We start from the raw sequence: 25,748 nt of genomic DNA on the forward strand, positions 1-25,748 counted from the left end.
ACCACTGCCCGTCCCCACCCTCCGTCACGCAGGGAGCAGCCGAGATGACCGCTACGTTGACGCCCGCGCCCACGCCCGAGCCGCTGCTCACCGACCGGCTGCGGCAATGGGCCCACGACCGCCCCCACCAGCGGGCCTTCACCTTCGTCGAATTCCCCGATCCGCACTCGCCCGGACTGCACCGCAGCCTCAGCTGGCGCGGTCTGGACACGCGGGCCCGCGCGCTCGCCGGGCAGCTCGTGTCCACGGTGCGGCCCGGCGACCGGGTCGCGCTGCTGCTGCCGCAGGGCCTGGAGTACGCGGTGGCGTTCCTCGGCTGCCTGTACGCCGGGGTGATCGCGGTGCCGCTCTTCACGCCCGACCTGCCGGGCCACGCCGGACGGCTGCGGGCGGTCCTCGACGACTGCGAACCGTCCTGCGTACTGGCCTTGTCCGACGACGCGGCCCGCACCTCGGCGGAGACATTCACGGGCGGGCGCCTGCCGGTGCTCGCCGCGGACGGCCTCCCGCAGGCACCGCCCGCGGCCGAGCTGCCCCGGGCCGCCCCGGACGACGTGGCGTACCTGCAGTACACGTCCGGCTCCACCCGCACCCCGTCCGGCGTGATGGTGACGCACGCAGGCGTCGTCGCCAACGCCCGCCAGGCCGTCACCGCCCTCGGCATCGCACCCGGACGCAACACCTCGGTGGGCTGGCTGCCGCTCTTCCACGACATGGGGCTCGTGCTGAGCGTCGCCGCCCCGGTCTGCACGGGGTACGCGTCCGTCCTGCTCGACCCGGTGGCGTTCCTGGAGCGCCCGGTGCGCTGGCTGCGGCTGCTCGGCGGCTATCCGGGGACGATCAGCGCGGCGCCCAACTTCGCGTACGACTACTGCGTCGGCCGCGTCGATCCGCAGGAGGCCGCCGGGCTGCGCCTCGACCGCGTGGCGACGCTGCTCAACGGCAGCGAACCGGTGCGGCCGGGCACGCTGGAGCGGTTCTCCGCCGCGTTCGGCCCGGCAGGGCTCCCCGAGGCGGCCATGAGCCCGGCCTACGGGCTCGCCGAGGCCACCGTGTTCGTGACGGCCGACCCGCCGGGCCGTCCGGCGGCGACCGTGCGGGCGAGCGCCGCCGCCCTCGCGGCGGGCCGGATCGAGGAGGTCCCCGACGCGGCGGCGGAGCCGGTCGTACGGCTCGCCGACTGCGGGCGCCCCGTCGGGCAGGAGGTACGCATCGCCGCGCCCGAGACGGGGACCGTGCTCGACGAGGACCGGGTCGGCGAGATCCAGGTCCGTGGCCCCAACGTCGGCGCGGGCTACTGGAAGCAGCCCGAGCGCACCGCCGAGACGTTCCGCGACGGATGGCTGCGCACCGGCGACCTCGGCGCCCTGCACGGCGGCAGGCTCCTGGTGACCGGGCGGCTCAAGGACCTCATCATCGTGGACGGCCGCAACCACTACCCCCAGGACATCGAGGAGACCGTGCAGTCGGCGGTCGGGCTGGTCCGCAGGGACCGCCTCGCCGCGTTCCTCGTGCCCCGCGACGACGGCGCGGAGGGCGAGGAACTGGTGGTCGTGGCGGAGACGCGGCGGGGTGCCGCCGCCCCGGACGAGGCCGCCGCGTGCGACGCCTCGGTCACCGCGCGCGCGGCCATCGCCACCCGGCACGGTCTGCGCCTGGCCGAACTCGTCCTCGTACCCGCAGGGACGGTGCCCCGGACGTCGAGCGGCAAGATCGCCCGCGCGGCGTGCCGGCAGCGGTTCCTCTCCGGTGAGCTGCGCGCGGGGACGCCGCGGTGAGCGCCGCTCAGCGGGTGCGCGAGGTGCTCGTCGAGCGGCTCGGCGAGTGGTACGGGGTGGCGCCCGACGAGGTGGGCGACGACCGTCCGCTCGCCGAGCTCGGCCTCACCTCGCGGGACGCCGTCGCCCTCACGGCGCAGCTCGGGGACGTCGTGGGGCGCCGCCTGCCCGCCACACTGCTGTGGGACACGCCGACGCCGGGCGCGCTGGTGGCGGCGCTCACGACGGACGAGATGCCCGAGCCGCTCAACGAGCCTGCTGCGCACGCCGGTTGTGCTGTCGCCGTCGTCGGGATCGGCTGCCGCTTCCCCGGCGGGGCCGACTCCCCGGCCGCGTACTGGCGGCTGCTCAGCGAGCGCCGGGACGCCGTCGGGACGGTGCCCGAGGGGCGCTGGGAGCAGTTCGTGCCGCCCGGGTCCGTCCTGCCCGCCGATCTCAGCCGGCACGGCGCCTTCCTGGACGGCATCGCCGACTTCGACGCCGAGTTCTTCGGCATCGGCGCCGACGAGGCGGTCGCCCTCGACCCGCAGCAGCGCCTGCTCCTCGAAGTGACCCGGGAGGCGCTCGACCACGCGGCGCTGCCCGCGCCCTCCCTCGCCGGGACGCGGACCGGGGTGTTCGTCGGCATCAGCGGAACCGAGTACGCGCACCTCACCGCCGCCCGGCCGGAGGCGGTGACGCCGTGGACCGCGCCCGGGGGAGCGCTGAGCATCGCCGCCGGCCGTCTCTCGTACGCGCTCGATCTGCGCGGGCCGAGCCTCGCCGTGGACACGGCCTGCTCGTCCTCGCTGGTCGCCGTCGACCACGCGGTGCGCAGTCTGGCGGACGGCACGTCCGACACGGCGCTCGCGGCGGGCGTCAACGTCCTGCTCTCGCCCGCCGTGACCCTGGGCTTCCAGCGGGCGGGCGCGCTGGCCGCGGACGGACGCTGCAAGGCGTTCGACGCGGCGGCCGACGGGATGGTGCGCGGCGAGGGCTGCGGCGTCGTCGTCCTCAAGCGCCTCGCGGACGCCGAGCGCGACGGCGACCGCGTCCTCGCCGTCATCACCGGTACGGGCGTCAACTCCGACGGCCGCTCGAACGGGCTCACCGCGCCGAACGCGTCCGCGCAACGCGCCCTGCTCAACCAAGTGCACGGCTTGGAAGGCCAGTTATTGGACTACGTCGAAGCGCACGGCACCGGTACACCGCTCGGGGACCCGGTCGAGGCGGGCGCGCTCGGCGCCGTCCTGGGCCGCGACCGCGACCCCGCACAACCCCTGCTCCTCGGCTCGGTGAAGACCAACCTCGGCCACTTGGAGGCCGCCGCCGGGATCGCCGGGCTCATCAAGACCGTTCTCGCGCTGCACCACGACGAACTGCCGCCCCAGCTCCACTTCACCGAGCCGGGCCCGCACGTCGACCTCGACGCGCTCGGCCTGCGCGTCGTCACCGACCCCGAACCGTGGCCGCGCTACTCGGGAACGGCGACGGCGGGCGTCTCGGCGTTCGGCTTCGGCGGCACGAACGCGCATGTGGCGCTCGCCGAGTACCGGGAGGCGACAGGCGCTTCGGTGCCCGCCCCTTCGTCGGCCGACGGCGAGCAGCCCTCCGTGCTGCTGCTCGACGCGCCCACCGACGCACGGCTCCGCGCGCAGGCGGGCGCCCTGGCCGATTGGCTCGGCTCGGGAGCCGGTCGCGGCGTGCGCCTGACGGACCTGGCCCGCACGCTGACGGGCCGCACGGGACGCGGCCGCCGCCGCGCCGCCGTGGTCGGCCGGGACCCGGCGTCCGCCACGACGGCCCTGCACCGCCTTGCGGCGGGCGCCCCCGACACCCACCTGGTCACGGCCGACCGCGCTCCACTCACCACCGGCGCGCCCGGACCCGTCTGGGTCTTCTCCGGCTACGGGTCGCAGTGGCCCGGCATGGGGCGCGAACTTCTCGCCACGGAACCGGTGTTCGCGGCCACCGTCGACCGGCTCGAACCCGTCCTGCGCGAACACGCCGGGGTCTCCCTGCGCGCCGCGACCGAGCCCGACGCCGACCTGTCCTCCCTCACCGTCGTCATGCCGGTCCTGTACGGGCTCCAGGTCGCGCTCGCCGAACTTTGGCGGTCCTACGGTGTCGAACCCGCCGCCGTCATCGGGCACTCCCTGGGCGAGATCGCGGCGGCCGTCGCGGCGGGCGCCCTCGACCCGTCGACCGGGGCACGGATCGTCGCGGTGCGCTCCCGGCTCCTCGCCACGCTGAGCGGCGGGCTGATGGCGGTCGTCGACCTCCCGGCCGAGGCCGTGACCCGCCTCGCCGGGAGACTGAGGTCCCTGAACATCGCGGTGCACGCCTCGCCCGCGCAGTGCGTGGTGACGGGCTCGGCCTCGGACGTGGAGGCGCTCGTCGCCAAGGTGACCGCCGAGGGCGGCTTCGCGCGGGCCATGCCCGTGACGGCGGCGGGCCACTCACTGGACGTCGAACCGCTGCTCCCCGAGTTCGCGTGGGAGCTCGGCGGCATCCGGCACACGCGGCCCGAGTGCCGCCGCTACTCGACGGTCCTGGACGACCCGCGCGCCGCCGACCCGTACGACACGGCGTACTGGCTGGCCAACGCCCGCCGCCCTGTCCGGTTCGCGCAGGCGGTGCGGGCCGCCGCCGAGGACGGGCACCGCGTCTTCGTCGAGGTCGCCCCGCACCCGACGCAGCTGCATCCGCTGACCCGGACGCTGGAGGACGCGGGCGTGGACCGCCCGCTGGTGCTGCCGACCCTGCGCCGCGGCACCGACGACGCGCTGACGTTCCGCTCGTCGCTCGCCTCGCTCCTCGTGCACGGTGTACGGGTGCCCGCGGCGCGCGAAACGCTGCACCGCACCGGCCGGATCATCGACGTCCCCTCACCGCCGTGGCAGCACCGCCGGTTCTGGGTGGGCGAGGCGCCCGAGGAGCCGGCGGTCCCGGAGGCGGCCGCACCCACGTCGCCGACCACCCCGCTCGACCGCCTGCGCACGGTGATCGCCCATGTCATGGGCTACGCCCCCGACCGCCTCGACCCGGACGTCCCCCTGACGGACCTGGGCCTCGACTCCCTCACGGCGGTCCGCATCCGCACAGCCGTGGAGCACGAGTTCGGGGTGGCCCTGGAGGCGGGCGTACTGCTGCGGCAGGGCACGTTGCGGGGGGTGGGGACGCTGCTCGACAGCGCGGGGGACACCGGCTCCGCGCCCAGGCTCTTCGCGGGGGACACCGGCCTCGCGCCCAGGCCCCCCGCTGCCCTCGCCCACTCCGCCGAACCGGCCCTCGGCACCCCCGGCCCCCTGCGCTCGTTCCCCGGCACCGGCCCCCACCCCCCGCTCTTCCTCGCCCACGCCGCAGGCGGCTCATCCGCCGTGTACGGGCGGCTGGCCGAGCGGCTCGACGGGTCGCGGCCCGTGTTCGGGTTCGACCGGGTCGAGCGGCCGGACGATGTGGCGGGGCGGGCCGAGGAGTTCGCGCGCCGCATCCGCACGGTGCGGCCCGACGGGCCCTGGACCCTGGGCGGCTGGTCCTACGGCGGGGTCGTCGCGCAGGAGGCGGCGCGCTTGCTGGCACCGCACGGGGAGGTCGACGCGCTCGTCCTCATCGACTCGGTGCTGCCGCTGCCCGCCCCGCCCGACGAGAGCCCGGCAGGCGAGGCACGGCGCCGCTTCGAGGGCTTCGCCGCGTACATCCGGACCGCCTACGGGGCCGAACTCCCGCTCCCGTACGACGCACTGGCCGACCTCGACGACCGCGGCCAGATCGACCTCGTCCTCAAGATCCTGGAACAGGCCGTCGAGCTGCCCGCCGCCGTCCTGGCCCACCAGCGCACCTCCTACCTGGACCTGCGCAGCGGCGAACGCCACACCCCGGGCCGCTACGACGGCCGCACCCTGCTCCACCGGGCCACCCGCCCCGCCCCCCACACGGTCCGCGACCGCCGCTACGAGCGCACCGACGCCGCCCTCGGCTGGGACGCGTACTGCACGGACCTCACCGTGACCCCGCTGCCGGGACACCATCTGGCCCTGCTCGACCCCCCGGTGGTGGACGTCCTCGCCGAGCACCTGCTGCGCGCCCTCGCACCCCGCCTCCCCTGAATCCCCTCACCTCTGGAGCCGCCATGCCCCTCGGACCCCGCCGCACCCGGCTCGCCGCCTGCACCGCCACCGCCGCGCTCCTCCTCACCGGCGGCGCACTCGGCGCGTCCCCCGCCCAGGGCGCCCCCGCCGTCACCGCGAAGGCCGCGACCGCCGCCGACGGCGCCCAGATCATCGCCCGGAAGTGGCTCGACGCGCGGACCGTCGACCTGACCGTACGGTCGCCGGCCGTGGGCGCCGACGTACCGGTGCGCGTCCTGCTCCCCGCCTCGTACGCCGAGGATCCCGACCGCGAGCGGCCCGTCCTGTACCTCCTCCAGGGCGCGCACGACGACTACACGTCCTGGACGCGGGAGACGGACATCGAGTCCTTTCTCGCCGGGCAGGACGTCATCACCGTCATGCCGTCGTCGGGCGCCACCGGCATCCCCACGGACTGGTGGAACCTCGGCCGCCGCAGCCCCGACTACGAGACGTTCCAGGTCGACGAGGTCATGCGACTGCTCCGCACCGAGTTCCACGCGGGGGAGCGGCGGGCCGTCGCCGGGGTGTCGACGGGCGGCTACGGGGCGCTGGCGTTCGCCGCGCGCAGACCCGGCACGTTCGCGGCGGCGGCCTCGTACAGCGGGGTTCTCGACACGACGGCGCTCGGCATGGTCACCGTCGTCAACGCGATCGTCGCCCGGGAGCTGCAACTGCCAGGACTGCTGTGGGGCGACCCGCTGCTCCAGCGCTCGAACTGGACCGCGCACAACCCGTACGCCCTCGCCGAGAAACTGAAAGGCACCCGCCTGTACGTCTCCCAGGGCAGCGGCATCCCCAGCGACGACTACGGGAACCTCCAGGGCGCCGTCCTGGAAGGCACCTTGTACGCGCAGGCCCGGAAGTTCACCAGCCGCCTCACCGCCCTCGGCGTGCCCGCGCAGACCCACCTGTACACGGGCGGCTCGCACGCCTGGTCGTCCTGGCAGGGCGAGTTCAAGGCGTCGTGGCCGACGCTCGCCGCCGGACTCGGACTGCCCACCAGCCCTTGATCACTGTCCGCCCCTTCAAGCCCGAAAGGAACGCCATGGAAGCCGATCCCCTCGCCGCGGCCGTGGTGGCCGACGCCCCCGCCGCCACGCTCGCCGAACTGCCCGTGCCGACGCACTACTTGGCGGCCCATCTGCGCGCCGAGGACCAGGACACGTTCAGCGGCGTCGACGACAAGGACGTCCGCAAGTCGATCCACCTCGGCCACGTGCCGATGCCGGAGCTGGCCCCGGACGAGGTACTCGTGGCCGTCCTCGCGAGCGGCATCAACCACAACACCGTCTGGTCGGCGATGTTCGAGCCGGTGCCGACCTTCTCCTTCCTGCGCAAGTTCGGCCGCGACGGCGGCTGGGCGGCGCGCCACGACGCCCCGCACCACGTCATCGGCTCGGACGCGTCGGGCGTCGTCGTCCGGGCAGGGGCGGGGGTGCGGCGCTGGCGGGTCGGCGACCGGGTCGTGGTCTCGCCCGTGTACGTCGACGACGAGGACCCGGCGGGGCACGCCGACGGCATGATGGGCCCCTCCCAGCTGGCCTGGGGCTTCGAGACGAACTTCGGCGGCCTCGCCCACTACTGCGTCGCCCGCGCCAACCAGCTCCTGCCCAAGCCCGCCCACCTGACGTGGGAGGAGGCGGCGAGCAACCCGCTGTGCGCGGGCACCGCCTACCGGATGCTCGTCAGCGAACGCGGCGCCCGCATGAAACAGGGCGACGTCGTGCTGATCTGGGGCGCCTCGGGCGGCCTCGGCGCGTACGCGGCGCAGCTCGTGCGCAGCGGCGGCGGCATCGCGGTCGGCGTCGTCGGCAGCGAGGAGAAGGCGCGCGCGGCCCGGGAGTTCGGCTGCCACGTCGTCATCGACCGCCGCGAGGTCGGCCTCGACGGCACCGTGCCCGAGGATCCGGCGGTCCCCGGCCGCCGCCTCGGCAAGCTGATCAGAAGCGCCGTCGGCGCGGACCCGGACATCGTGTTCGAGCACGTGGGACGGGCCACCTTCGGCGTCTCCGTGTACGTGGTCGGGCGCGGCGGCACCGTCGTGACGTGCGGCTCGACCACCGGCTACCAGCACGAGTTCGACAACCGGTTCCTGTGGATGCGACTCAAGCGGATCATCGGCAGCCACGGCGTGAACCTGGCCGAACTGAACGAGATGCAGCGTCTGCTGGGGCTCGGCCTGCTGCGCCCCGCGCTCTCGGCGACGTACCCCCTGGAGGAGACGCGGGAGGCCGCCCGCCTGGTCCAGCGCAGCCTGCACACGGGCAAGGTCGGCGTGCTCGGCCTCGCCCCGCGCACCGGTCTCGGCGTCTCCGACCCCGGGAGGCGGCGGGCGCTCATGCGATGATGTGACCCAGAACACGTTACCGAGGGTATCTGAAACACCGTGTCGCAGGTAAGTTGCCTTTACACGCAGAAGTGGAACCACGTGTCTGAGCAACTGCCGTGCCCCGAGGGGCGGGGCGCACCTCCGCCCCTGCCTCTCCCGGGGGCCCGCGAGCGAGAGTGAGGACCCTCCGCGATGGAGCAGACCCACGCCACCCCCGAGACCTCCGTCACTTACGTCGACGTGTTGGTCATCGGCGCCGGCATATCCGGCATCAGCGCCGCCCGCCATGTCCTGCGCGACAACCCGGCCGCCTCGCTCGTCGTCCTGGAGCGCCGCGCCCGGGTCGGTGGCACCTGGGACCTCTTCCGGTACCCCGGCATCCGCTCCGACTCCGACATGCCCACCTTCGGCTTCGGCTTCCGCCCGTGGCGCGACAAGCGCATCCTCGCCGACGGCGCGAAGATCCGGCAGTACGTGGAGGACGCCGCGGCCGACGGCGGCATCCTGGACCGCACCCGCTTCGGGCGCCGCGCGCTCAGCGCCGACTTCTCGCACGACAGCGGGCGCTGGACCGTCGAGGCCGAGGACGAGACCACCGGCGCCCGCGAGACGTACAGCGCGGGCTACCTCGTCGGCGCGACCGGCTACTACGACTACGACACCCCCTACCGGCCGCGGTTCCCCGGCGAGGCGGAGTTCCGGGGCACGCTCGTCCACCCGCAGCAGTGGCCCGAGGACCTCGACCACACCGGCAAGCGCGTCGCCGTCATCGGCTCCGGCGCCACCGCCATCACCCTGCTGCCCGCGATGGCCGGCAGCGGCGCCGCGCACGTCACCATGGTGCAGCGCTCGCCCACGTACGTCCTCGCGTTGCCGGAGGTCGACCCGCTGACCTCCGTCATGCAGAAGCTGCACGCCCCGGCCCGGCTCACGCACAAGGTCGTCCGCGCCCGCAACATCGCGCTGCAGCGCGGCAGTTACGCCTTCTGCCGCAAGTACCCGCGCCTCGCCCGCCGGGTGCTCCTCGGCCTCGTCCGCGCCCAGGCGGGCAAGAGCGTGGACATGCGCCACTTCAGCCCGAAGTACAAGCCGTGGGACCAGCGTCTGTGCGTCGTCCCCGGCGGCGACCTGTTCAAGGTGCTCAAGCGCGGCGAGGCGTCGATCGCCACCGGCCAGATCGACACGTTCACCGCAGACGGCATCCGGCTGAAGTCGGGCCGGGAGATCAAGGCCGACATCATCGTCACCGCCACCGGCCTGACCGTGCGCCTCATGGGCGGCATGGCCCTGTCCGTCGACGGCGAGCCCGTGGACGTCAAGGACCGCGTCCTCTACAAGGCCGTCCTGCTCGAAGGCGTCCCGAACATGTCCCTCGTCATCGGGTACACCAACGCCTCCTGGACCCTGAAGGCCGACCTCGCGGGCGCCTACACCGCCCGGCTCCTCGCCCACATGCGGCGCCACGGCCACGCCATCGCCACCCCCGTGGCCTCCGACAGCGACCGCTCGGAGTTCTCCGTCATGGGCGAGGCGCTGACCTCCGGCTACATCGCCCGCGCCAACGAGGTCATGCCGCGCCAGGGCACCCGCGACCCCTGGCGCCTGTGGAACAACTACTACCGCGACCGCGCCCTGCTCCAGGACGCACCGCTCGACGACAGCCCCCTGCGCTTCGAGAAGGCGGGCGTGGCCCAGGACGCCCCCACCCGCGCCGCCTGACCGTACGGCCGTACAACAGGAACCGAGGACGATGATGACCGCGAACCTGACCAGGAAGCTGTACGACGAGCGCCTGCGGACCCTGTCCGAGGGCTCCGTGAACGTCAACTTCAACGCCTTCAAAGACATCGCGTGGGACGACCCCGAGTTCGCCGTGGACCTGAGCGACCCGCGCTGGGTCCTCACCAGCGCCGACGCCCTCGGCGCCCACCCCTGGTACAAGGAACAGCCGCTGGAGACGCAGATCCGCATCGGGATCTGGCGCTGGGCGGTGATCGCCAAGGTCGGCATGCAGTTCGAGAACATCCTCATGCGCGGCGCCCTCGACTACCTCTACGAACTCGGCAACCGCAACGAGGAGTTCCGCTACCTCACGCACGAGATCACCGAGGAGACCCACCACACCCAGATGTTCCAGGAGCTGGTCAACCGGACCGGCGTCGACACCGCGGGCGGCAAGCGCTGGTTCCGCAAGGTCAGCCGCTTCCTGCCGCTGGCCGGATCGCTCTACCCCGAGGCGTTCTTCACCGGCATCCTCGCCGGCGAGGAGCCCATCGACCACCTCCAGAAGTCGGCCCTGCGCAGCGGCGAACCCGTCCACCCCCTGCCGCAGCGGATCATGCAGATCCACATAGCCGAGGAGGCGCGGCACATCTCCTTCGCCCACGAGTTCCTGCGGCTTCGCGTCCCGCACATGCGCAAGGCCCGGCGCGGCGCCCTGTCCGTCCTCTTCCCGCTGATCATGCGGGTCCTGTGCGACGTCATCATGATCCCGGACCGCAAGTCCGCCGAGCAGGTCGGCATCCCGGCCTGGGTGGTCAAGGACGTCTTCTGGAAGTCCGAGGCGGGCCGCAAGATGCTCCACGACCTCTTCTCCGACGTACGGATGCTCGCCGAGGACATCGGCCTGATGAACAAGGTGTCCCGGCCGGTGTGGAGGGCCCTGCGCATCGACGGCCGCCCGGCCCGCTTCCGCGGCGAGCCCGCCCTGCACACCGACTGAAAGACCGCCGCTCCTCTTCCTCGAACGTCCCCGAACGGAGACCAGCCAGCCGTGCCGTACGTCGTCACCCGATCCTGCTGCGCCGACGCCTCCTGCGTGCTGGCCTGCCCGGTCAACTGCATCCACCCCGCGCCGGGCGAACCCGGCTTCGGCACGGCCGAGATGCTCTACGTCGACCCGCGCACCTGCGTGGACTGTGGCGCCTGCACGACGGCCTGCCCCGTCGACGCGCTCAAGCCGCACACGAAACTCGGCGCGGGCGAGCTGCCGTTCCTCCAGCTCAACGCCGACTACTACAAGCGCAACCCGCACAGCGACCGCACCCCCATGTACGTCGTGCCGCGCCAACGCGACGTACCCGACGGCGAGTTGTCCGTGGCCGTCATCGGCGCGGGCCCGGCCGGGATGTTCGCCGCCGACGAACTGCTGCGCCACCCCGGCGTCCGCGTCACCGTCCACGACCGGCTGCCGACGCCGTACGGACTCGCGCGGGCCGGTGTCGCCCCCGACCACCAGGACACCAAGCAGGTCACCCGGCTGTTCCGGACGATCGAGTCGCAGCCCGGCTTCAGCTACCGCCTCGGCGTCGAGATCGGCACCGACCTCACCCACGACGAGCTGCTGCGCGAGCACCACGCGGTGCTCTACGCCGTCGGCGCCGCGACCGACCGGCGCCTCGGCGTCGATGGCGAGGACCTGCGCGGCAGCGTCTCCGCCACCGACTTCGTCGGCTGGTACAACGGCCACCCGGACCGCGCCCACGACACCTACCCCCTGGACACCGAGCGCGCCGTCGTCATCGGCAACGGCAACGTCGCCCTCGACGTCGCCCGCATCCTCACCGCCGACCCCGACACCCTGGCCCGCACCGACATCTCCGACCGCGCCCTCGCCGCGCTGCGTACGAGCAAGGTCCGCGAGGTCGTCCTCCTGGGCCGCAGGGGACCCGCCCAGGCGGCGTTCACCGTCCCCGAACTCCTCGCGCTGTCCGCTCTGAAGGACGTGGACGTGCTGGTCGAGGGCTGGCCCGAGGAGCTCGACGCGGAAGCGACCGACAAGACCCGGCTCCTGTCGCAACTGGCCGCCCGTGCACCGGTCGAGGGCCGCCGCCGCATCGTCCTGCGCTTCCTGACGAGCCCGGTGCGGCTGGTCGGCGAGACGGCCGTACGCGCCCTGGAGATCACCCCGACCGAGCTGCACACGGACGCCGACGGCACCGTCCGCGCCCGCCCCACCGGCGACACCGAGACCCTGGAGACCGGCCTCGTCCTGCGCTCCGTCGGCTACCGCGCCCGGCCCGTGCCAGGGCTGCCCTTCGACGAGGCGAGCGCGACCGTGCCGCACGACGGCGGCCGGGTCGAGCCCGGCGTCTACGTCGCGGGCTGGATCAAGCGCGGCCCTACCGGCTTCATCGGCACCAACAAGACCTGCGCCCAGGAGACCGTCGAGTCGCTCCTCGACGACTTCGCCGCAGGCCGCCTCACCGCGCCCGCACCCGCACGCGCCGTCCGTACGACGACGCGGGCGCTCGACCTGGACGCCTGGCGGGCGATCGACCGGGCGGAACGCGCGGCGGGCGAGGCGCAGGGCCGCCCGCGCGTCAAGTTCACGGACACCGAGTCCCTGCGGCGGGCGGCGGAGGCGGTCCCGGCGGTACGCGGCTGATCATCCCGGGGGACACGGAGCGGGGTCAGGCCCGCTCCAGGTCCGCCACCCGCTGCTCCGGGGACAGCTTCACACCCAGATCCCTCAGCGTGGCGTCGAGAACCGCCCACACCGAGCGGCACAGCATCGCGCGCAGCTCCTCCTCGGACTGCTCGCGCCGCTCGTCCCGCATCCACTGGTTGACCGAGGTGTCGACGAAGCCGACGATGCCGATCGCGACCGAACGGATCGGCGCCTCGCTGATCCCGAGCGCCTTGAGCACGTCACCGAACCGGTCGCTGAGCATCATCGCGATGGCCGTCTTCGTGTCCGCGACCAGCGACCCGTCGCCCATCGCGTGTTCCCCGACGCCCATGAACGCGTACAGGCGCGGATGCTGGGACACCCAGTCGAGGTGCGCGCCGACCACGCGCCGCACCGCCTCCTCGATCGTCCCGTCGAAGGTGAGCGTCGGCTCCATGCGCCGCATGAACGACTCCACGACCCGGCGGCGGATCAACCCGTCCAGATCGGCGCGGTCCTTGAAGTGCCGGTACAGCACCGAGCGGGGCAGACGCACCCGCTCCGCGAGCCGCTGCACCCGGAACCGCGCTCCCTCCTCCTCGATGAGGGCGACCGCCGCGTCCACCAGCTCGACCTGACGCTGCGCCTTGTGCTCGTCCCACCGGGTGGAGCGCCCGTCGATCTGCGGCTCGCCGCCGGTTCTGTCCGCCATCGCGCCAGGATATCGGGCACCCGAACGTCAAGGGCGGGCATCTTCGTTCATACGGCCGAATTGCGGCGCCACCGCGGGTGTTGCCCCGGCCGCGACCCGGTGGTGACGGAGTCGTTCACCGGGCACGTACCCGCCCGCCGGAAGCCGACCGAAGGTGGCAAGCAATGACCGAGCCCATGGACAGCGGAGCCGACTACCGCGAACGCGTCCTGCCCTACTACCGGCGCTGGGAGTCCCGCTGGGGCTACGCCATGCTGCTCGGCCGCACCCGGCACTTCGGCTGGTACGAGCCCGGCGGTTCACCCTGGGCCTTCGGTGCGGCCTTGCGCCGCATGGAGGCCGTCGCGGCGCGCGAACTGGCGGTGCCCGCGGCGTCCGCCGTCCTCGACGCGGGCTGCGGGGTCGGCGACGTGGCCCGTACGGTCGCCCGGGAGACCGGCGCGCTCGTCACCGGGATCGACGGCATCGAGGCGGACATCGGCCTCGCCCGCGGACGTTCGAGGCGGCTGCGGCACGTCCGGGGCGGGACACGGTTCCTGGTCGCCGACTACCACGCGCTGCCGTTCGCCGCGGACTCCTTCGATGGCCTCTACACCATGGAGTCCTTCGTCCACTCCGCCGACCCGGAGACGGCCCTGTCCGAGTTCCACCGGGTGCTGCGGCCCGGGAGCCGCCTGGTGATGTTCGAGTACTCGAGCACTCCGCCGGACCGGCTCACTCCGGAGGCGGACCGGGCGCTGCGCCGGGTCTGCGAGCTGTCGGCGATGCCCGCGATGCTGAGGTTGCACCACGGTCACCTGGAACGGCTTCTCACCGACGCGGGGTTCGTGGTCGACGCGACCCTGGACGCCACGGCCCACGTCCTGCCGATGCTGCGGGCGTTCGCGGTGCTCGGCGCGCTGCCGTACGGGGTCGCCGAGAGGTTCGGGTACGGCGACTCGCTGATCAACGCGATGAGCGGGGTGGAGATGTACCGCCACCAGGAGGCATGGCGCTACAACATCCACACGGCGAGGAAGCCGTGACGGGGCCGGGCATGTGCGCTACGGCGCCGGGTAATCGGAGGGGCGAAACTCCTCTACCCGGGGCGGTCGTTCCTCGCGATACTGGCCCGCCTGGCGGGAATCTCCCTCGGCGGTCTCGCGGTGATCCTCTCCGTCCGCCGCAAGGAGCGGAAGGCCGCCGGAGGCACGGACGGCCTCGTCACCCTCGACCAGCGGCTGCGCCGCGGCGACCCGCCGACCGACCCCGGGGAGCAGCGGGCGATGCGCGAACTCGTCGACGAGCGTCTGCACCGCTCCCGGCACCGCGTGGCCGCGCTCGTCATGCTGGCGGTCATGTTCGTGACGATCACCGTCCTGACGGGCCTCACCGCGGGCACCCGCCAGACCGTCGGCTTCGCGCTGCTCACCGTGGTCTTCCTCGGCTGGCTGACCTACGCGGGCAATCTTCAGACGCGCCGTCTGCGCGCCATGGACGAGGCGCTGCGCACGCGTACGGTGACACCCCAGCGGCGTTAGGGGCCATGCACGGTGTTCGAGGGTTTTCGTTCGACGCGGGTCGAACTCGGCGAGGCGTCCGCCTTCGTCCGGTACGGCGGGGAAGGTCCGCCCGTGGTGCTGCTGCACGGCCACCCCCGCACCTCGGCGACCTGGCACCGGGTCGCCCCGCTCCTGGTCCGCGCCGGGCACACCGTGGTCTGCCCCGACCTGAGGGGCTACGGGCGCTCCAGGGGCCCGCGCTTCACCGCCGACCACGCGGGCTACTCGAAACGCGCCGTCGCCGGTGACGTGGTGGCCGTCATGCGGCACCTCGGACACCGCCGCTTCGCGCTCGTGGGGCACGACCGCGGCGGCAGCGTCGCCCTGCGCCTCGCTCTCGACCACCCCGGGTCCGTCTCCCGCGTGGCCTTCGCCGACGCCCTGCCCGTGACGGAACACCTGTCCCGGATCACCGTCGACTTCGCCACGCGGTGGTGGCACTGGTTCTTCTTCGCCCAGCCGGACGTCCCCGAACGCGTCATCACCGCCGACCCCGACAGCTGGTACCAGGGCGACCCCGCGGTCATGGGCGCCGAGAACCACGCCGAGTGGCGGCAGGCCACCCGCGACCCCGACGTCGTCCGCGCCATGCTGGAGGACTACCGCGCGGGCCTCACCGTCGACCGCCGCCACGAGGAGACCGACCGCGCCGCCGGCACTCGCCTCACCTGCCCCACCCAGGTCCTCTGGTCCCTCCGCGACGACCTGGAGGACCTCCACGGCGACCCCCGCGCGATCTGGCGCGCCTGGTCCGACGACGTCACCGGCCACGGCATCGACTCCGGCCACCACATGGCGGAGGAGGCCCCGGAGGCACTGGCCGAATCGCTCACCGAGTTCCTGCGGCCGGAGCGGGACAGCACGGCGAGGTAGCCGCTGCGTCACGGCGTGCGGCTTCGGGCCGACGGACGCGGAACTCATCGCGCTGCGCTGACCGCTCAGGTGCCGAGCCGGTGCCAGGTCTCCCCGTGCGCGGGCTCGGGGACGCTGGTCAGCCGTGTCTCCAGTGCCTCCAGAAGACCCGGCAGGTCGGGGGAGACGGCCAGGTCGTCCAGGGTGGACGCGGGCAGGAAGCCGGAGTCGGCGATGGAGCGCAGGGAGGCGAGCAGGGGTGTCCAGAAGCCCGCGGCGTCCAGGAAGCCGACGGGCTTGGTGTGGAAGCCGAGCTGGCGCCACGACCACACCTCGAAGATCTCCTCCAGGGTGCCGAGGCCGCCGGGCAGGGCGACGAAGGCGTCGGCGTGCTCGGCCATGATCGCCTTGCGCTCGTGCATGGAGTCGCAGAGGATCAGCTTCGTCACGCCCTCGTGCGCCCATTCCCGCTCGACCATGCTGCGCGGCATGACGCCGACGACCTCGCCGCCCGCCTCGAGCACGCTGTCCGCGATGACACCCATCAGGCCGCTGTGACCGCCCCCGTAGACGAGCCCGATGGAGCGCCGGGCCAGCTCCTTGCCGACGGCGGCGGCGAGTTCGGCGTGGGCCGGGTCGTGGCCGTTGGACGAGGCGAGGAAGACGGCGAGGCGGCGCATGGAGGATCCCCAGGACATCGGCGACAGGTCCTCCGGTCTACCACGCGGGAGGCTTTGGTGGTGAGGACGGGGGCGGGTCGGCGGCTTCGAAAACTATCGGCGACTTCCTCCGACGTCTCGTCACCCCGGCCGCACCAGCGCCATCGGCGCATTCTCCGGCCATCTCGACCCAAGTGGTTGACCTGCTTCCCGTCTGTCCGTACGGTCTCCGCAGTGTTTCGGGAACAAGACTGAAACTTTCGGCGTCGCGCCCCGCCCTGCATCGTCCTGCATCGCCTGCACCGCATCGCACCGCCCGCCGCACGTCCGTCCGCTCCTCACGCACCACCCGTCCCCGGCGCGTCGCGACGCCTCCGGAAAGGGATGAGATGGCAACGAGCAACCGTTCACGTGCCCGCGTCGCCCTGCGCACCGGCGTGGCCTCGATCCTCGCCGCGGCGACCGTCGCGGCGCTGTCGCAGACCGCCGCGGCGGCCGACAGCCTCGGCTCGGCGGCGGCCGCCAAGGGCCGCTACTTCGGCGCCGCCGTGGCCGCGAACCACCTGGGCGAATCCGCCTACGCGTCCACACTGGACCGGGAGTTCAACCAGGTGACCCCGGAGAACGAGATGAAGTGGGACGCCACCGAGTCCACCCGCGGCTCCTTCACGTTCACGAACGCCGACCAGATCGTCGGCCACGCGCAGAGCAAGGGCATGAAGGTCCGCGGGCACACCCTGGTGTGGCACTCGCAGCTGCCCTCGTGGGTCGGCGGCCTGTCCGCGACGGATCTGCGCTCGGCGATGAACAACCACATCACCCAGGTCATGCAGCGCTACAAGGGCGACATCTACGCCTGGGACGTCGTCAACGAGGCCTTCCAGGACGGCGGCAGCGGCGCCCGGCGCAGCTCCCCGTTCCAGGACAAGCTCGGCGACGGCTTCATCGAGGAGGCGTTCCGCACCGCCCGCTCCGTCGATCCGGCCGCCAAGCTCTGCTACAACGACTACAACACCGACGGTGTCAACGCGAAGAGCAACGCGGTGTACGCGATGGTCAAGGACTTCAAGGCGCGCGGGGTGCCGATCGACTGCGTCGGCTTCCAGTCCCACTTCAACAGCGCGTCGCCGGTCCCGTCCGACTACCAGGCCAACCTGCAGCGCTTCGCCGATCTCGGCGTCGACGTGCAGATCACCGAGCTCGACATCGAGGGCTCCGGCACCGCCCAGGCGACCAACTACGGCAATGTGGTCAAGGCCTGTCTCGCCGTGTCCCGCTGCACCGGCATCACCGTCTGGGGTGTGACCGACAAGTATTCGTGGCGCAGCAGCGGCACCCCTCTCCTCTTCGACTCCAACTACACCGCCAAACCGGCCTACTCGGCGGCGCTCACCGCGCTGGGCGGCTCCGGAACCCCCGGTGGCGGCGACGGTTCGGGGGCGACGTGCAGCGTCTCGTACACGACGTCGGAGGCGTGGAACGACGGGTACAACGGCAAGGTCACCGTCACCGCGGGCAGTTCGCCGATCACCGCCTGGTCGACGACCGTGACGGTGCCGGCCCCGCAGAAGGTCGTCACCACCTGGAACGGCACGCCGAGCTGGGACAGCGGCGGCACCGTCATGACCGTGAAGAACGCCGCCTACAACGGCGGCCTCGCGCCGGGCGCCTCGACCAGTTTCGGCTTCACCGTCCAGAAGAACGGCAACGGGGCCGCACCCGTACTGGGCGCCTGCACCGCGTCGTGACGACGGCGGAGAGCCGCTGATACCTCGTCAGTAGAAGACATGTGTGCAGGTGTCGTGCCCGGAGTGCTTCCTGTATGCGGGGCGGAGTCCTGGGTTCACACCCTCCGCGCAGGTCACAGCGGCCCCGGCACACCGGCACCGCCCCCGCCCGCACGGCCCCCGGCGCAGTCGCCGCTTGGGCCGTCGCGGGCGGGGGCAGTTACGGGCTCGGCATGCCCCGGACGCCGCGGCGCCCGGGGGCACGTTCCGCACGTCCCCTTCCCGACGGGAGAAACCTGTGCTGAGCCTGAGCTCGTCGCACCCACTTCTGCGAAGACACGTGTCCCGCGCAGCGGGAGCCCTCCTCACCCTGACCTTCCTGGGCGCCGCCGTCGCCGCTCCCACCCATGCGCGCGCCGACACCACCTTCTCCGCGAAGGTCGACTTCGCCACCGCCACCACCACGCCCGTGAGCGGCTACGCACTCGACCACGGCCAGTCCTACGCCGCCCGGACCGGCCCGAACCAGGGCACCGGCCTCACCTACGGCTGGGTGGGCCTGACGAACTCCACCCCGCTCGACCTGACGGGCAACGGCCGCGACCGGGGCACGGCCGAACCGGACCGGCTGCTCGCCACCTTCGTGCACATGCAGCTCCCGGCCTCCTCGGCAGGTGTGAAGACGCCCGGCCGGTGGGAGATGGCCGTGCCCGACGGCACGTACACCGTGACGGTCGCCGTCGGCGACGCGACGAGTGTGGACAGCGCGCACGCGATCCAGGTCGAGAACCAGAACGCGGTCGACGGATTCGTGCCGACCTCCACCACCAGGTACCGGACCCGGACCGTGCACCCCACCGTCACGGACGGCCGGTTGACCATCAGCCCGCTCGGCGGCACCAACACCAAGATCGCGTACGTGACCGTCGCCCCGCTCGCCGATCCCGCCGACCACCCCGAGGTCAGGACGGTGACTCCGGGGAACACGGCGACCGGCGCGGCACCGACCGGCAGCGTCGTGGCCGACCTCAAGCTGGTCGGGTCCGGCGTCGACACCGCGACCCTCACCTCGGCGACGGTCACCTTGACGGAGTCGGCGACCGGAGCCGCCGTGCCCGCACACGTGCTCACCAGTGGCGGCGGCGACGTCATCAACCTGTCACCCACCGCCGGGCTCAAGGCGAACACCCGCTACCGCTTCGCGGTCACCAGCGGCGTCCGCGACCTGGCCGGACACACCTTCACCCCCTGGAGCTCGGTGTTCACCACGGGCGCCGGGAGCGGCGGTGGCACCGTCGCCTTCGACAAGGTGGCCACGGCGGCGACGGGCCGAAGCTTCGCCTCCGTGGTCAAGGGGCCCGACGGCAAGCTGTACGCGTCCACCCTCGACGGGTACATCCTGCGGTACGCGATCGCCGCCGACGGCACCCTCGGCGCGGCGGAGACGATCTCCACGGTGCGTACGGACGCGACAGCCCGGGGCCTGCCCGGAGCGCCCCACCGCACGATCATCGGCATGGCCTTCGACCCCGCGTCGACAGCGGCGGACCCCATTCTGTGGATCACCTCCAACACCATGTACGCGGGCGGCACTCCGAGCGAACCCGACTGGTCCAGCAGCATCGCCAAGCTGACCGGCCCGAACCTCGCCACGTACACCGAGGTCGTCAGCCGGCTGCCCCGCTCGGTGAAGGACCACGAGACGAACTCGCTCGCCTTCGGCCCCGACGGCGCGCTCTACATCACCCAGGGCGCCAACAACGCCATGGGTGCCCCCGACCCCACCTGGGGCAACCGCCCCGAGCACCTGCTCAACGCGGCGGTGCTCCGCCTCGACCCGGCCAGGCTCCCCGCCTCCGGCGCCGTCGACGTACGGACGGAGAGCCCGGGCACATACGATCCCTACGCCGCGAACGCGCCGCTCACCCTCTACGCGACCGGCATTCGCAACGCCTACGACCTGGTGTGGCACACCAACGGTCACCTGTACACACCCACCAACGGCTCCGCGGCAGGCGGCAACACACCCGCGACCCCCTCCCCGCTGCCCGCCGCCTGCACACGCCGGATCGACGCGGCGACGGCAGGCGCCTACACGGGTCCGGCCGTCCCGGGGATCACCTCCAACCCCGTCGCGGAGACCGACTACGTCTTCGACGTGAAGAAGAACCGCTACTACGGACACCCCAACCCGTCCCGCTGCGAATGGGTCCTGGCCGGCGGCAACCCCACCTCGGGCACCACCCCCTTCGAGGTCACCGGCTACCCGGTCGGCACCCGGCCCGACCGGAACCTCGACGCGGCCGGCATGTACGACGCCGGACTGCACGCCTCCGCCGACGGCGTCGTCGAGTACCGCGGCAACGCCTTCGGCGGCGCGCTCAAGGGCAGACTCCTCGTCGTCCGCTACAGCAGCGGCCAGGACATCGAGGTGTTCGACGTCGACACGCAAGGCGGGCTGTCGGCGCCCACGACGGGCATCACCGGCTTCACCGGCTTCCAACAGCCTCTGGACATCACGGAGGACACCGCCAAGGGCAACCTCTACGTCACGGAACAGGGCGCATCCCGCATCACCCTGCTGCGGCCTCGTACATGAGACTTCGTACGTGACCCGTCCGCACGTCGCTGTGGGGGAGTGCCCGGGCCGGGGGAGTGCCCGGGCCGGTAACGCACGTCACGGTATTCCCCTCCGGCCCACCCATGCCGGACAGTGAGCGGTATGAAGTGCTTACGTGTCCTCCTCGTGGCCGCGGCACTCACCGCGTGCCAGGCACTCGTCCCCACGGCCATGGCGGCCGCCGCACCCCGCGCGGGTGCGGCGGCCGCCGTCTGCAACACCTACTGCGACGCCCGCGACCCCGCGCAGGCGGGCGGCGACCGCACTCCCGTCTCCGCGAAGCTCGCGAACCGCACCCTCGCCCTGCACCTCGACGACGGCTCCGCCATGGGCTGGGCCTCGATCGACGGTGGCGCGGCGGGCGACGAGGTGTGGCTCGACCGCTCCTTCGACGGCGGCCGCACCTGGGCCTCCGGCAGCCGCCTCGGCAACACGGCCGTGCCCGCGGGCCGCACCGGCTGGCGCACGCTCATGTACAACAACGACGACTGGGCGCAACGCGGCGTCGGCGCCCTGCGCGCCTGCGGCAAGGCCGCCGACCGGGCCGACATCGCCTGCACCCCCTGGGCGCGCACCACCTGGAACGCGGGCAGCCGCGCCAAGGCCGCCGCGACCGCCCAGATGATGTTCTACGACCGGAGCACAGGCCTGTTCGCCACCACCGGCTGGTGGAACTCCGCCAACGCCCTCACCGCGCTCATCGACAACATCCGCACCACCGGCATGGGCAGCTACCGCTACGCCATCTCCACCACTTACGAGAAGCAACTCGGCGCCGCCCAGGGCCAGTTCCGCAACGAGTACCTGGACGACACCGGCTGGTGGGGCCTGGCCTGGATCGCCGCCTACGACCTGACGGGGGAGCGGCGCTACCTCGACACCGCGCGCGCCGACGCCGACCACATGGCCGCCTACTGGGACAACACGTGTGGCGGCGGGGTGTGGTGGAGCACGGCCAGGACGTACAAGAACGCCATCCCCAACTCCCTCTACATCGAGCTGAACGCGGCACTGCACCAGCGCATCCCCGGCGACAGCACGTATCTGGGGCGGGCCCGCGCGGGCTGGGACTGGTTCAGGAACAGCGGCATGATCAACAGCGGCCATCTGGTCAACGACGGCCTCGACCTCGCCACCTGCCGCACCAACAACGGCACCGTCTGGTCCTACAACCAGGGCGTCCTCCTGGGCGCCCTCACCGAACTGCACCGCGCGACCGGTGACGCGGCGACGCTGACGGCCGCCCGTCAGATCGCCGACGCCGCGACCACGTCCTCCGCGCTCAACACCGCCGACGGCATCCTGCGCGATCCGTGCGAGAGCGGCGACTGCGGTGCGGACGGCCCGTCCTTCAAGGGCGCCCACGTCCGCGGCCTCGCCACCCTCGACGCGGCGCTCTCCGACCACCCGTACCGCACCTACCTGCGCAGACAGGCCGACCGCGCGTATCAGGCGGACCGCAACCCGCTCGACCAGTACGGGCTGCGCTGGTCCGGCCCGCTCGACCGCACCGACGCGGCCCGTCAGCAGAGCGCGCTCGACCTCATGAACGCGGCTCCGTAGCCGTCATCCGACGAGCCGCAGCTTGGTGGGGCACAGGCCGAGGCGGATCGTCTGGCCCCAGGTGAGTTCGAGCGCGTCGCTCTCCATGCCGTCCCCGAAGGCGACGAGGCGCTCGGACTCCACGGTCACCGTCAGCCGCGTGCCCACCGCCAGTTCGCCCGCGTTCAGCCGCGTCCCCGTGGTGGGGGACGGCCACGCCTCCCGGACGAACCACGCGAGCCGCTCCTCCGTGGGGTGCGGCAGCCGGAGTTCGATCGAGCGGTCCTGCCACACGGACCGCAGCCAGCCGCTCGCCCCCGTCCCCGTGCCGATCAGCACCCCCGAGGAGGCCTGGGTCTCGACGGCACCCCTGTCGCCGTCGAGACCCAGGCGGTACCGGGCGGTGCGGTGACCGGCCGCACCGACGTAGATCTCGTTCAGCGCCACCAGGCGCTGCGTGTCGTCGGTGACGGCCTCGACCATGGTCAGTTCGTCGCCGCCCGCGGAGGCGGAGAAGGCGGCGGGCAGCAGCCGGGCGACGTCCGCCGGGCGGTGCCGCACCAGGACCCCCGGGTTGCGGCCCGGCTCCGCGTCGACGCCGATCACCGGCCGGTCGCCGACGTACTGGGCGACGTTGGCCACGAGCCCGTCCTGCCCGACCACCACGACGACGTCCTCGGGACCGAACAGGAAACGGTCCAGGTCCGCCCGCTCCACCTGCGCGCGCCGCCAGTTCAGCGGCACCGCGGCCGACACGAGCGCGAGCGCCCGTTCCGTCCTGCGGTGCCGCTCGACGACCTCCTCGATGGACCGGCCCCGCGAGGACAGGAAGAACGCCGCCTGCCCGTGGGTGCCGTGCCGGGCGACCAACTCCTCGTACTCCGTGGCGCGATGCACGAGGACGGCCCGGGGCGCGAGGCTCACGCCGCCGGCTCCTGGCCCGCCCCGAGCCGAGCGAGCAGCCCGGTCAGCACGTCGGGGGTGACGGTGACGCTGTCGATGCGCGGCAGGTTCTCGGCCAGCCGGGTGCCGGTCAGCGCGCGCAGGACCGCCACGTCGACATCGCCGTGCACCCGCAGCCAGGCCGCCTGCGCCTGGGCGCGGGCCTCGCCGACCGTACGGGCGCCCTCGGCCTCGGCCTGCGCGAGGCGCACCGCGCGCTCCGCCTCCGCGCCGGTCCGGACCGCGTCGGCCGCCGCCTTCTCCTCGGCCTCCCGGCGGCTGTTGGCACCGCGCTGTTCGACCAACTGCTTCTCGCGGCGCGCGAGTTCGATCTGGCTGGCCAGCTCGTTCTCGGCGATCGCGCGCTCCCGCTCCACGGCGACCGCGCGCCGCTCGTACGTGGCCCGGTCCGCCTCCTGCTGGATCAGCTCCCGGGCAGGTGTGCGCAGGGCGCGCTCCACCTCCGGCTCGGGCCGCACCGCCATCACCCGGACCGCCACGATCTCGATGCCGGTGGCGGGCAGCCGCGGCTCCTCGCGCAGCCCTTGCACCACCCGCTCCCGCACCGCGGGCACCCCTTCGGCGAGCGCCGCCGCGAGAGGTGTGCGGGCCAGCACCTCCAGCGCGTGCTGCTGAGCGCTCTCGGTCAGCAGCGTGGCCAGCTGCTCCAGCGGGGCGCCGCGCCACACTCCCGTGTCGGGGTCGACGGAGAAGTCGAGCCGCTCGGCCGCGACGGCCGGATCGGCGATGCGGTAGGTGACCGTCGCCTGCACGGCCACGTCCTGGAAGTCGACGGTCCGGGCGTGGAACGTCATCGCCAACTCCCGGTCGTCGACCGGCACTTCGGAGAGCGCTGCGGCCAGCGGCCGGAACCAGAAGCTCAGCCCGGGGCCGTCGTGCGCGAGCCGTCCCGAACGGTGGTGCCGTACGTGGGCCGTGGGCGCCGCCCGCAGATGGCGCCAGCCGAAACGCTTCGTGATGTCGGCCATGAGAGCCCCCTCCTTCTTTAAGGTCACATTGACTCTAAAGAGGGAGTCGGCTCTCGTCAAGGGGACGAGAAGGTTCTTAAGGCGGCGTCCGATATGACTGTTGCCCCAAGCAGGTGACTGGGCGTGCGTTCCGGCCCGTTCTTGATCGGAACGCCGATAGAAAGGGCCCGTTCTGTCGACCTCCTGATGGGGTGCACCACATGTTGAAGGCCGCTCTCGGCGTCCTCGCCGCTTCCGCTCTCGCCACCGCCTCGCTGACCGTCGCCGCCCCGGCGGGGGCGACCGACGGCGACCGCGCCTCCACCGCACGGGTCGCGGCCCCGGACACCGGACCCTGCGGACCGGTCACGCAGTACGACCCGACGGACTGGTGGCGCACGACCACCTCCCGCTCGATCGCCACGGCCATGTGGCAGAAGGCCGGCGAGGAGGACTGGCAGTGGCGCGACGACACCAACACACTCTGGCGCGGCGACCGGCGCGAGAACGTGGAGCAGCTCTTCCACGAGGGCTTCACCCCGCGCGGCAACACGCTCACCCCGCTGGCCGAGTACATCGTCAAGGGCGGCGGCCAGGACACCGCACACCTCAGCACGAGCTGTGAGAAGTGGGTGGCGCAGAAGTTCGCCACGTACGGGTCCGCCAAGACCGGGTGGGTCTACGAGATCGAGGCCCCCGGCGGCATCGACGTCAACGCCACCGCCCACCGCAACGGCTACGAGTCCCCGTACCTGTGGAACAAGGAGATCGACTTCCCCGGCGGCGTCGCGGGCGACCACATCAAGAGCGCCTGCAAGTACCACCTGGTGCGTACCGACCCGAAGACCAAGGTCAACACGTACGAGGAGCTGGGCTGCCGGACCAACCCGGACTTCCGGCGCCCCCTCGAACCGGCGCTCTGAGCCCGCCCCGCTTCGACGCTGCCGCGGGCCGGTCCGTCACGGACCGGTCCGTCACGGGCCGGTCCGTCACGGGCCGGTCCGCGCGAGGACCTCGGCGACGAGGCGGCGCGCGTACGCCGCGTCCAGCCCCTCCGGGCGGAAGAGGATGCGGTACATGATGGGTGCGACGACGCGGTCGACGACCGTCTCCACGTCGGGCAGTCCGCCCTTGTTCTCCGTGCCCTCGGCCGCGTGGGCGAGGACGAGGCCGATCTGCTCGGCGGCGTAGGCCGAGCACTGCCCCGCGTTGCTGCCGTCCGGGTCGCCGAGCAGGGCGTCCCGGATGTAGGCGCGCCCGGCGGGGGAGGCCATCTCGTCGAGGAACTGCTCGGCCCACGCCGTCAGGCTGGACGCCAGGTCGCCGAGGTCCTTGGGCGCGGTGTCGGGCCGCAGCCGCTCGACCGCCACGTCCGAGAGCAGCGCTTGCAGGTCGCCCCAGCGACGGTAGACCGTCGACGGCGTCACACCCGCGCGCTGGGCGACCAGCGGCACCGTCAGTGCGTCCCGCCCCACTTCCGCCGCCAGTTCGCGCACAGCGGCGTGGACCGACGCCTGGACCCGGGCGCTGCGGCCGCCGGGGCGCACCATCTGCCTGCTCATGGCGCCCAGCCTAA

19 protein-coding genes are annotated in these 25,748 nt (G+C 72.9%); 14 read left to right on the top strand and 5 right to left on the bottom strand.

The genetic code is table 11. From position 1 onward, the window contains the following. Positions 1-44 precede the first annotated feature (44 nt). The 7 genes from N5I75_RS35440 to N5I75_RS35470 all read left to right on the top strand — a co-directional run bounded on the left by N5I75_RS35440 (position 45) and on the right by N5I75_RS35470 (position 12,606). On the top strand, positions 45-1,778 hold the full coding sequence (locus tag N5I75_RS35440; protein WP_476684262.1) for a fatty acyl-AMP ligase: 1,734 nt from the start codon (positions 45-47) through the stop codon (positions 1,776-1,778). Then, positions 1,775-5,866, top strand: a complete 4,092-nt coding sequence (locus N5I75_RS35445; protein WP_476684263.1) for a beta-ketoacyl synthase N-terminal-like domain-containing protein — start codon at positions 1,775-1,777, stop codon at positions 5,864-5,866. The genes N5I75_RS35440 and N5I75_RS35445 overlap by 4 nt, the downstream gene beginning before the upstream one ends. Positions 5,867-5,889: 23 nt before the next feature. Then, positions 5,890-6,900 carry an alpha/beta hydrolase gene (locus N5I75_RS35450; protein ID WP_476684264.1) on the top strand — a complete coding sequence of 337 codons (1,011 nt, stop codon included), beginning with the start codon at positions 5,890-5,892 and terminating at the stop codon, positions 6,898-6,900. Between the two features lie 35 nt (positions 6,901-6,935). Then, positions 6,936-8,237 (top strand): crotonyl-CoA carboxylase/reductase, encoded by a 1,302-nt coding sequence (ccrA, locus tag N5I75_RS35455; RefSeq protein ID WP_476684265.1) that lies wholly within the window; start codon positions 6,936-6,938, stop codon positions 8,235-8,237. Between the two features lie 174 nt (positions 8,238-8,411). After that, positions 8,412-9,938, top strand: coding sequence for a flavin-containing monooxygenase (locus N5I75_RS35460; protein WP_476684266.1), 1,527 nt, complete (start codon positions 8,412-8,414; stop codon positions 9,936-9,938). A gap of 31 nt (positions 9,939-9,969) precedes the next feature. Beyond that, complete coding sequence (locus N5I75_RS35465; RefSeq protein WP_476684267.1) at positions 9,970-10,941, top strand: AurF N-oxygenase family protein; 972 nt, start codon at positions 9,970-9,972, stop codon at positions 10,939-10,941. Positions 10,942-10,992: 51 nt separating this feature from the next. Beyond that, a complete protein-coding gene (locus N5I75_RS35470; RefSeq protein ID WP_476684268.1) occupies positions 10,993-12,606 on the top strand; it encodes an FAD-dependent oxidoreductase in 1,614 nt (537 codons plus the stop codon). A 25-nt stretch (positions 12,607-12,631) separates the two neighbouring features. On the opposite strand, the gene N5I75_RS35475 is transcribed toward N5I75_RS35470, so the two are convergent. Beyond that, complete coding sequence (locus N5I75_RS35475) at positions 12,632-13,321, bottom strand: TetR/AcrR family transcriptional regulator (RefSeq protein WP_476684269.1); 690 nt, start codon at positions 13,319-13,321, stop codon at positions 12,632-12,634. A 164-nt stretch (positions 13,322-13,485) separates the two neighbouring features. Here N5I75_RS35475 and N5I75_RS35480 point away from each other — a divergent pair, with 164 nt between their 5' ends. The 3 genes from N5I75_RS35480 (at position 13,486) to N5I75_RS35490 (ending at position 15,735) form a co-directional block, all read left to right on the top strand. Continuing rightward, entirely contained in the window at positions 13,486-14,346 is an 861-nt protein-coding gene (locus tag N5I75_RS35480; protein ID WP_476684270.1) for a class I SAM-dependent methyltransferase, read from the top strand. 120 nt (positions 14,347-14,466) lie between these two features. After that, the gene (locus tag N5I75_RS35485; RefSeq protein WP_476684271.1) at positions 14,467-14,841 is read left to right on the top strand and encodes a hypothetical protein; all 375 of its coding nucleotides are present in this window, start codon (positions 14,467-14,469) and stop codon (positions 14,839-14,841) included. 12 nt (positions 14,842-14,853) lie between these two features. Then, on the top strand, positions 14,854-15,735 hold the full coding sequence (locus N5I75_RS35490; RefSeq protein ID WP_476684272.1) for an alpha/beta fold hydrolase: 882 nt from the start codon (positions 14,854-14,856) through the stop codon (positions 15,733-15,735). A 65-nt stretch (positions 15,736-15,800) separates the two neighbouring features. Here N5I75_RS35490 and N5I75_RS35495 read toward each other — a convergent pair whose 3' ends face one another. Continuing rightward, on the bottom strand, positions 15,801-16,412 hold the full coding sequence (locus N5I75_RS35495) for an LOG family protein (RefSeq protein WP_476684273.1): 612 nt from the start codon (positions 16,410-16,412) through the stop codon (positions 15,801-15,803). Positions 16,413-16,762: 350 nt separating this feature from the next. Here N5I75_RS35495 and N5I75_RS35500 point away from each other — a divergent pair, with 350 nt between their 5' ends. The 3 genes from N5I75_RS35500 to N5I75_RS35510 all read left to right on the top strand — a co-directional run bounded on the left by N5I75_RS35500 (position 16,763) and on the right by N5I75_RS35510 (position 22,283). Next, entirely contained in the window at positions 16,763-18,121 is a 1,359-nt protein-coding gene (locus N5I75_RS35500) for a glycoside hydrolase family 10 protein (RefSeq protein ID WP_476684274.1), read from the top strand. A gap of 319 nt (positions 18,122-18,440) precedes the next feature. Further along, the gene (locus N5I75_RS35505) at positions 18,441-20,699 is read left to right on the top strand and encodes a PQQ-dependent sugar dehydrogenase (RefSeq protein ID WP_476684275.1); all 2,259 of its coding nucleotides are present in this window, start codon (positions 18,441-18,443) and stop codon (positions 20,697-20,699) included. Between the two features lie 123 nt (positions 20,700-20,822). Continuing rightward, positions 20,823-22,283 (top strand): glycoside hydrolase family 76 protein, encoded by a 1,461-nt coding sequence (locus tag N5I75_RS35510; protein ID WP_476684276.1) that lies wholly within the window; start codon positions 20,823-20,825, stop codon positions 22,281-22,283. A gap of 3 nt (positions 22,284-22,286) precedes the next feature. Here N5I75_RS35510 and N5I75_RS35515 read toward each other — a convergent pair whose 3' ends face one another. Together N5I75_RS35515 and N5I75_RS35520 are read right to left on the bottom strand one after the other, a co-directional pair. After that, on the bottom strand, positions 22,287-23,186 hold the full coding sequence (locus N5I75_RS35515; RefSeq protein ID WP_476684277.1) for an NAD(+)/NADH kinase: 900 nt from the start codon (positions 23,184-23,186) through the stop codon (positions 22,287-22,289). Beyond that, positions 23,183-24,193, bottom strand: a complete 1,011-nt coding sequence (locus N5I75_RS35520) for an SPFH domain-containing protein (protein WP_476684278.1) — start codon at positions 24,191-24,193, stop codon at positions 23,183-23,185. The genes N5I75_RS35515 and N5I75_RS35520 overlap by 4 nt, the downstream gene beginning before the upstream one ends. 200 nt (positions 24,194-24,393) lie before the next feature. Between N5I75_RS35520 and N5I75_RS35525 the strand changes: the two genes are divergently transcribed. After that, positions 24,394-25,095: a scabin-related ADP-ribosyltransferase gene (locus tag N5I75_RS35525; protein WP_476684279.1), complete on the top strand. Its 702-nt coding sequence runs from the start codon at positions 24,394-24,396 to the stop codon at positions 25,093-25,095. 66 nt (positions 25,096-25,161) lie between these two features. Here N5I75_RS35525 and N5I75_RS35530 read toward each other — a convergent pair whose 3' ends face one another. Then, the gene (locus N5I75_RS35530; RefSeq protein ID WP_476684280.1) at positions 25,162-25,734 is read right to left on the bottom strand and encodes a TetR/AcrR family transcriptional regulator; all 573 of its coding nucleotides are present in this window, start codon (positions 25,732-25,734) and stop codon (positions 25,162-25,164) included. Positions 25,735-25,748: the final 14 nt, after the last annotated feature.

The sequence above is a fragment of the Streptomyces sp. R818 genome, assembly GCF_056172735.1.

Coding starts and splice junctions, on each gene's coding strand:
- N5I75_RS35465 (WP_476684267.1), top strand. CDS start 9,970: ATGATGACCGCGAACCTGACCAGGAAGCTGTACGACGAGCGCCTGCGG.
- N5I75_RS35500 (WP_476684274.1), top strand. CDS start 16,763: ATGGCAACGAGCAACCGTTCACGTGCCCGCGTCGCCCTGCGCACCGGC.
- N5I75_RS35495 (WP_476684273.1), bottom strand. CDS start 16,412: ATGTCCTGGGGATCCTCCATGCGCCGCCTCGCCGTCTTCCTCGCCTCG.
- N5I75_RS35475 (WP_476684269.1), bottom strand. CDS start 13,321: ATGGCGGACAGAACCGGCGGCGAGCCGCAGATCGACGGGCGCTCCACC.
- N5I75_RS35460 (WP_476684266.1), top strand. CDS start 8,412: ATGGAGCAGACCCACGCCACCCCCGAGACCTCCGTCACTTACGTCGAC.
- ccrA (WP_476684265.1), top strand. CDS start 6,936: ATGGAAGCCGATCCCCTCGCCGCGGCCGTGGTGGCCGACGCCCCCGCC.
- N5I75_RS35450 (WP_476684264.1), top strand. CDS start 5,890: ATGCCCCTCGGACCCCGCCGCACCCGGCTCGCCGCCTGCACCGCCACC.
- N5I75_RS35480 (WP_476684270.1), top strand. CDS start 13,486: ATGACCGAGCCCATGGACAGCGGAGCCGACTACCGCGAACGCGTCCTG.
- N5I75_RS35525 (WP_476684279.1), top strand. CDS start 24,394: ATGTTGAAGGCCGCTCTCGGCGTCCTCGCCGCTTCCGCTCTCGCCACC.
- N5I75_RS35440 (WP_476684262.1), top strand. CDS start 45: ATGACCGCTACGTTGACGCCCGCGCCCACGCCCGAGCCGCTGCTCACC.
- N5I75_RS35520 (WP_476684278.1), bottom strand. CDS start 24,193: ATGGCCGACATCACGAAGCGTTTCGGCTGGCGCCATCTGCGGGCGGCG.
- N5I75_RS35510 (WP_476684276.1), top strand. CDS start 20,823: ATGAAGTGCTTACGTGTCCTCCTCGTGGCCGCGGCACTCACCGCGTGC.
- N5I75_RS35530 (WP_476684280.1), bottom strand. CDS start 25,734: ATGAGCAGGCAGATGGTGCGCCCCGGCGGCCGCAGCGCCCGGGTCCAG.